Raw genomic sequence first — 6270 nt, 5'->3', positions numbered from 1 at the left:
GTCGCCGGGCAGCCCGCGCGGCGCCCGCCGGGAGGCCGGATCGCCGATGCGGGGGAACGCGGCGGACAGCGCGCGCCCGTACGGGTGCTCGGCCGCGTCGTACACCGCCCGCGCCGGGCCCTCCTCCACGACGCGCCCCGCGTACATCACCGCGAGCCGGTCGCAGGTGTCCGCGAGGACCGTCAGGTCGTGGCTGATCATCAGCAGGCTGATGTCCTGCTCGGCGACGAGCCGTTCGATGAGCCGCAGGATCTGCGCCTGGATCATCACGTCCAGCGCGGTGGTCGGCTCGTCGGCGACGATCAGCCGGGGATCGCACGCCAGGGCCATCGCGATCATCACGCGCTGGCGCTGCCCGCCGGAGAGTTCGTGCGGATAGGCGCCCGCCCGGGCGGCCGGCAGCCCGACCTGTTCGAGCAGGGCGCCCGCCCGGCGCCGGGCCGCCGCCGGGGTGGCGTGCTGGTGCAGCACCACCGGTTCGGCGATCTGGTCGCCGATCCGGTGCACCGCGTTGAGCGAGTGCATCGCGCCCTGGAAGACGATCGACGCCCCCGCCCACCGTACGGCTCGCAGCCGCCCCCACTTCATGGTGAGGACGTCCTCGCCGTCGAGGAGGATCTCGCCGGTCACGCTCGCCGAGGCGGGCAGCAGGCGCAGCAGGGCCAGGGCCAGCGTGGACTTGCCGCAGCCCGACTCGCCGGCGATGCCGAGCTTCGTACCGGCCCCGACGGTGAGGTCGACGCCGCGTACGGCCGCCGCGCCGGAGGCGTAGGTGACATGGAGATCCTTGATCTCCAGCAGGGCGTGGGCAGGTGTGGTCGGAGTGGTCAACGAGTCGCCCCTAGCTTGGGGTTGAGCACGGCCTCGACGGTGCGGCCGCAGAGTGTGAAGGCCAGCGCGACCACCGCGATCGCGACGCCGGGCGGCGCGAGGTACCACCAGTGTCCGGAGGAGACGGCGCCCGCCTCCCGCGCGTCCTGGAGCAGGCCGCCCCAGGAGACGACGGTGGGGTCGCCGAGCCCGAGGAAGGCCAGGGTGGCCTCGGTGAGGATGGCGCTGGAGATGCCGAGTGTGGTCTGGGCGAGCACCAGCGGCATGACGTTGGGCAGTACGTGGCGCGTCATGATGTGCCGGTGGCCGCCGCCCAGCGCCCGGGCCCGCTCGATGTACGGCCGGGACTCGACCGCGATGGTCTGTGCCCGTACGAGCCGTGCCGTCGTCGGCCAGCTGGTCACCCCGATCGCCACGACGACCGTCCAGATGGAGCGGGACATGACGGTGGCGAGCACGATCGCGAGGACCAGGGTGGGCATCACCAGGAACCAGTCGGTGATCCGCATGATGACGGTGGAGTACCACCGGCCGTAGTGTCCGGCGATGACGCCGACCAGGGTGCCGATGGCGACGGACAGGGCCGCAGCCAGCAGTCCGACGGTGAGCGAGATGCGCGAGCCCCAGACGAGCAGGCCGAGGAGCGACCGCCCGAACTGGTCGGTGCCCAGGGGGAACGCGCCGCTCGGCGACTCCAGCGCCGTCCCGGGCGCGTGGGTCACACTCCGCACGTCGTCGCCGACGAGCAGCGGCGCGAGGAGGGCGGTCAGGGAGATCAGTGCGAGGGCCGCGAGACCGAAGAGTCCTGACCGGTGCGTACGGTACTGCCGCCAGAAGCGGGCCACCGAGTCGCGCCGCCGGGTCCAGGCGAGGGAGGACGCGGTCGGCAGGGCGGGATCCGGTGCGGAGGGGAGCGGAGGGGTCTTCTCCGGTGTCATCGGCCCACCCGGGGATCGAGCAGCGGATAGAGCAGGTCGGCGAGCAGGTTCATCAGGATCATCGCGCCGGCGAAGACGACGAACAGGCCTTGTACGAGGGGGAGATCGGGCACGCTGAGCGCCTGGTAGAAGAGCCCGCCGAGGCCCGGCCAGGAGAAGACCGTCTCGACGAGGATCGAACCGGCCGCCACATGGCCCAGGTTGATGAACACCATCGTGACGGTGGGCAGCAGGGCGTTGGGTACCGCGTGCCGGCGTCGTACGAGATCGTCCCGCAGGCCCTTCGCGCGGGCCGTCGTCAGATAGTCGCTGCCCATCTCGTCCAGCAGCGAGGAGCGCATGACGAGGAGCGTCTGCGCGTATCCGACGGCGACCAGGGTCACGACGGGCAGCACCATGTGGTGCGCCACGTCGGTGACGTACCCGAAGCCGCTCGAACTGCCCGACGACATACCGCCGGTGGGGAACATCCCCGGGATCGGGCCGATGCCGACGGAGAAGACGATGATGAGCAGCAGGCCCAGCCAGAAGGACGGGACGGACCAGAGGGTCAGCGCCACGCCCGTGTTGATCCGGTCGCCGAGGCCGCCGTTGTGCCAGGCGGAGCGGGTGCCGAGCCAGAGCCCGAGCGCCGAGTAGATCACCGCGGCGACCCCCATGAGCAGCAGGGTCGCGGGCAGCTTCTCGCCGATCAGCTCACCGACCGGCGCGTGGAACTGGTACGAGGTGCCGAGGTCGCCGGTCAGGGCGTCGGCGCAGTAGTCGGTGAACTGCCGCCACATGGGCAGGTCGAGGCCGAACTGCCTGCGCATCGTGGCCAGTTGTTCGGCCGACGTCGGGACGCCGCGCGTCATGGCCTTCACCGGGTCACCGGGGATGATCCGGAACAGGAAGAAGCTGGTGACGAGCACGGCGACCAGCGAGACGACCGCCCCGCCCAACTTCCCCGCCACGTAGAGGAGATAAGCGGTCGCGGTGCCCGACGAGCGGCGGTCCGCCGCGTCCGGCGGCCCGGTCGTCCCCGGGCCGTCGGCGGCGTCCCGCACCGCACCGGGGGTGCTTGCGGTACTCATGGGTTATTCACGGTCTTCCGCGGTGGAACGGCGGCGCATCACGACGAAGAGCCCGAGAGCGGCCACGACCACGACGGCGGCTCCGATCCCGATCACCACGCCGGTGGAGGACGAACTGTCCGCGCTGTTGTCACCCGCGGCCGGAACCGCGGACCACCAGCTCCAGTAGCCGTCCTGGCCCCAGAGGTTGCCGGCGGCCTCCGGCATCGTCGTGATCGACTTGATCTGGTCCGTACGGTACGCCTCGACGGCGTTCGGGTAGGCCATGACGTTCATGTACCCGGTGTCGTACAGCCGCGACTCCAGCTGCTTGACCAGCTCCGCGCGCCGGGCGGGGTCGTACTCCGCGGCCTGTCGCGCGTAGAGGTCGTCGTACGTCCTGTCGCAGATGAAGTTGTCCGTGGCACCGCTGTCCTTGGGCGTGGCGGGCAGCGCGTCGCACGTGTGTATGGAGAGGACGTAGTCGGGATCGGGGTTGACGGACCAGCCGTCGAAGGCGAGGTCGTAGTCACCGGAGAGCCAGGGGTCCGAGACGTTGTCGAGGCACTCGACCTCCAGCCCGATGCCCAGGTCGCCCCACCACTCCTGGAGGTACTTGCCGACGGCCTTGTCGTTGGGGTCGGTGGCGTGGCAGAGGATACGGAAGTCGAGCGGCTTGCCGTCCTTGCCGACGCGCTTGCCCGAGCTGTTCTTCTTGTAGCCCGCCCGGTCGAGGATCTCGGCCGCGGCGGCCGGGTCGTACCCGAGCGCCTGGTCGGGAGAGGGCTGCCAGAAGTACGACGCGAAGCGGGGCGGGATGTAGCCCTGGCCCTCGACCGCGTGGCCCTGGAAGACCTTGTCGATGACGGTCTTGCGGTCGACGGCCCGGAAGAGCGCTTCCCGTACGGCCGGGTCGAGCAGCGCCGGATGGCCGTTGCCGAACTTCTTGCCGTCCTTGGACCGCGGGCCGGGGTTGGTGGCGAGGGCGTAGAAGCGGCGGCCGGGCGCGTCGTTGACCTTGATGTCGGCGGTGGCCTTGAGCGAAGCGGCCTGGGCCGGGGTGAGGTTGGGGACGAACGAGACCTCGCCCTTGCGCAGCGCGGCGACGGCCGCGTCCCCGTCCTTGTAGTACTTGAGCACCAGCTCGTCGAACTTGGGCGCACCGCGCCAGAAGGTCTTGTTCGGCTTGAGCTTGATGTACTGGTCGACCTTGAAGTCCGTAATGACAAAAGGCCCGTTGCCGACGATCGGGAACTCTTTGTCGTTGTTGAACTTGGAGAAGTCGCCGACCTTCTCCCAGATGTGCTTCGGCACGATCGGCACGTCGAGCGCGGTCATCGTGGCCTGCGGCTTGTTCAGCTCGATGACGAGCGTCCGCGGGTCCGGGGCGGTCACCTTCTTGAAGTTGGAGGTGAAACTGCCGTTGGCGGTCGCCGCGTTCTCGTCCGTCATCATCTTGTTGAACGTCCACGCGGCGTCCTCGGCGGTCGCCTGCACGCCGTCGGACCACTTGGAGTTGTCGCGGATGGTGAACGTCCACGTCAGCTTGTCCGCCGACGGCTTCCACGCCGTCGCGAACCCCGGGATCGTGTGCGCGTCCTTGGGGTCGTAGTTCGTCAGGTACTCGTACGTCAGGCGGTGAACCGTCGTACCGAGCAAGGTCTGGGACAGGAACGGGCTCAGGGAGTCGACACTCTGGCTGACCGCGAGCGTGAGCACCTTCTTGCCGTCGGCGGCCCGGGCCTGCTGGGGCGCCGGGAGCAGCGGGGAGAACGGGATCACGGTCCCGGCGACGAGCGCGCCGGACAGGGCGCCGGAGGCCAGGAGCAGACGGAATCGGGAGGAGCGGGAGGAGTGCCTCAGGGGCTGTCGCGTCGGGCGTGGGGGAACGCTGTGGACCATAAGACGGTGACCTCGTGTCATCACTCGCACGGAGAAGCCGGGTGGATTCTGGATCGCCAACTGGTGAAGCGCAGGTCTATCAGCGGTCGTCCGGCCGCGTCAACGGCGGCCGGACACCCCGTGTGGGCTGCGGGAATGCCCGGAGGGTCCGCTCCTCGAACCAGGAACGGACCCTCATTGGTATCTACCTCTGCCGCCTCACTGCTGAGGCGCTGGCGGTGCCTGCGGGGGCTGCTGCCAGCCGGGCGGGACGCCGGGGTGTCCCTGGTGGGGTTCGGGCTGGTGGGGCGGTTGTTGGGGTGAGTGTTGGGGTGACTGCTGGGGTGCGTGGTGCGGTGCCTGCTGGGGTGGCTGCTGCCCCGCTTGGGCGTACGGCTGCTGCTGTGGGTGAGGCTGAGGGGCCTGGTGCTGCTGTTGGGGTTGCTGGGGTGCGTACTGCTGCGGGTACTGCTGCTGCGGATAGGGCTGTGGGGCGTACGGCTGCTGCTGCGGGTACGGCTGCGCCTGCTGCGGCTGCCCCGGTCCGCCGCCCGGCCCCGGCATCGGAGGCGCGTACTGCGGCGGCGGGCTGTTGCCGTCCGACGTCCACAGCCCCTGCGCCTGCTGGGCCCGCGCGAAGTCCTCCGCGACCAGCGCGGAGAGGTGGAAGTACGCCTCGCGCGTCTTCGGCCGCATCATGTCGAGGTCGACCTCCGCGCCGGCGGCGAGGTGTTCGTCGAACGGCACCACGACCACCCCGCGGCAGCGGGTCTCGAAGTGCTGCACGATGTCGTCGACCTTGATCATCTTTCCGGTCTCGCGAACCCCCGAGATGACCGTGAGGGAGCGCTGCACCAGATCGGCGTAGCCGTGCGCGGACAGCCAGTCGAGCGTCGTGGAGGCGCTGCTGGCGCCGTCCACCGACGGCGTCGAGATGATGATCAGCTGGTCGGCGAGATCCAGCACCCCGCGCATCGCGCTGTAGAGCAGACCGGTGCCGGAGTCCGTCAGGATGATCGGGTACTGCTTGCCGAGCACCTCGATCGCACGCCGGTAGTCCTCGTCGTTGAACGCCGTGGAGACCGCCGGATCCACGTCGTTGGCGATGATCTCAAGACCGGACGACGCCTGCGAGGTGAAGCGGCGGATGTCCATGTAGCTCTGGAGGTACGGGATCGCCTGGACCAGGTCGCGGATGGTCGCCCCGGTCTCGCGCCGCACGCGGCGGCCGAGCGTACCGGCGTCCGGGTTGGCGTCGATCGCCAGGATCTTGTCCTGCCGCTCGGTGGCCAGCGTCGACCCCAGGGCGGTGGTGGTGGTCGTCTTGCCGACCCCGCCCTTGAGGCTGATGACCGCGATCCGGTAGCAGGAGAGCACCGGCGTACGGATCAGCTCCAGCTTGCGCTGCCGCTCGGCCTCCGCCGCCTTGCCGCCGATCTTGAAGCGGGAGGCGCTGGACGGATTGCGACTGCTCTTCGCCTTCGGCTTGGTGTTGCGCAGGAGCCGGTCGGAGGACAGCTCGACGGCGGCGGTGTAGCCGAGCGGCGCGCCCGGCACGGACCGCTCGC

General features: G+C 70.0%; 5 protein-coding genes. All 5 read right to left on the bottom strand.

Annotated features, from left to right (window positions below):
- Nucleotides 1-831 (bottom strand): ABC transporter ATP-binding protein (locus GT042_RS01890; RefSeq protein WP_161306944.1); only part of this gene is annotated, 831 nt, incomplete at its 3' end.
- On the bottom strand, nt 828-1769 hold the full coding sequence (locus GT042_RS01885) for an ABC transporter permease (protein ID WP_161306943.1): 942 nt from the start codon (nt 1767-1769) through the stop codon (nt 828-830). The genes GT042_RS01885 and GT042_RS01890, both read right to left, overlap by 4 nt.
- Nucleotides 1766-2842 (bottom strand): ABC transporter permease, encoded by a 1077-nt coding sequence (locus GT042_RS01880; RefSeq protein ID WP_202532227.1) that lies wholly within the window; start codon nt 2840-2842, stop codon nt 1766-1768. Before GT042_RS01880 ends, GT042_RS01885 begins: the two co-directional genes overlap by 4 nt.
- A 3-nt stretch (nt 2843-2845) precedes the next feature.
- Nucleotides 2846-4723 carry an ABC transporter substrate-binding protein gene (locus tag GT042_RS01875; protein ID WP_161306942.1) on the bottom strand — a complete coding sequence of 626 codons (1878 nt, stop codon included), beginning with the start codon at nt 4721-4723 and terminating at the stop codon, nt 2846-2848.
- Between the two features lie 198 nt (nt 4724-4921).
- Nucleotides 4922-6270 (bottom strand): MinD/ParA family protein (locus GT042_RS01870; RefSeq protein ID WP_161306941.1); only part of this gene is annotated, 1349 nt, incomplete at its 5' end.

Source organism: Streptomyces sp. SID3212 (assembly GCF_009865405.1).
GTDB lineage: Bacteria > Actinomycetota > Actinomycetes > Streptomycetales > Streptomycetaceae > Streptomyces.
This window is presented reverse-complemented; position numbering and strand designations above follow the sequence as displayed.